The organism is Acidovorax sp. KPB24-07 (assembly GCF_057543315.1).
This window is the reverse complement of the sequence record NZ_BAAJYS010000786.1, coordinates 1-912: the sequence shown is the minus strand read 5'-3', so window position 1 is coordinate 912 and position 912 is coordinate 1. Positions and strand designations below refer to the sequence as shown.

The window sequence follows — 912 nt, the reverse complement described above, 5'->3', positions numbered from 1 at the left end:
CTGCGACCGGCGCGAGAACTGCCGGGCCGTCCACACCTCGAACGGGCCGAAGCCCGGGCCGCCCTGCGACAGCCGGGCCTGGGCGGCCGCGGCGTCCGCCGGGCTGCGGGTGCGTGCACCACATAGGTGCTGCCGGAGCCGGCTTCGGCACCGGCGATCTCGCGCGCGGTGTCCAGCGAGGCCAGCACGTTCACCCCACCCAGGCCGCGCAGGCCGTCCACGGCCGCGGCCACGCGCACCGGGTGGCTGTTGATCCACGCGGTCTGGCCGACCCGCACGCCCAGCGTGTCCAGATCGGCCCGGTCCACGATCACCGCGCCCGGCTCGCGCAGCGCATCGCGCTGCCACGGGGCGATGAGGCGTGCGAACAGCATGCCGTCGGGCGCGCTGCGGATGCCCGAGACATAGACCGAGATGCCGCCCGCGCCCGCCTGGGCGCTGCGCCAGTCGCCATCGACCCAGAGGTAGGGCTCGACGGCGGTCACGGCGGGGTCCATGCGCATCCGGCTTTCCACGTCGCGGCCGATGGCGCGGCCGAAGTTCACGCTCTGCGTGCCCGGGTAGCCGGCCCAGAGATCGGCAGTCGAGGCCCGCACGTAGACGGCGGCGCTGCCGAAGATGCCGAGCACCAGCGCGGCCTGCACCATCAGCAGCAGTCCGGAGAACCCCACGGCGAACACCGCCGGCACGAACCGGCGCCATTCGTGCACCAGGGTCTTGCGGGCCAGTGGAATCATGGCGCGGTCCCCGCGATGTGCTCCGCGATGCGCGTGGCCTCGGGCGCGGCCGCTCCCACTTTGGGCTCGGCCGGCGGCAGTGGCGCGCCGCCCAGGGCTTTGTAAAGGGCCACGAAGGCGAGGGCGCGGGCGTCCTGCGCGGTGTCCCATTCCGCGGCGGCCTGCAGTTCGGCGC

1 pseudogene is annotated in these 912 nt (G+C 74.6%); it reads right to left on the bottom strand.

What is annotated here, in order from left to right:
- Positions 1-737, bottom strand: a pseudogene (locus tag AC27IQ_RS25800) (ABC transporter permease); the annotation flags it as partial.
- Positions 738-912: the final 175 nt, after the last annotated feature.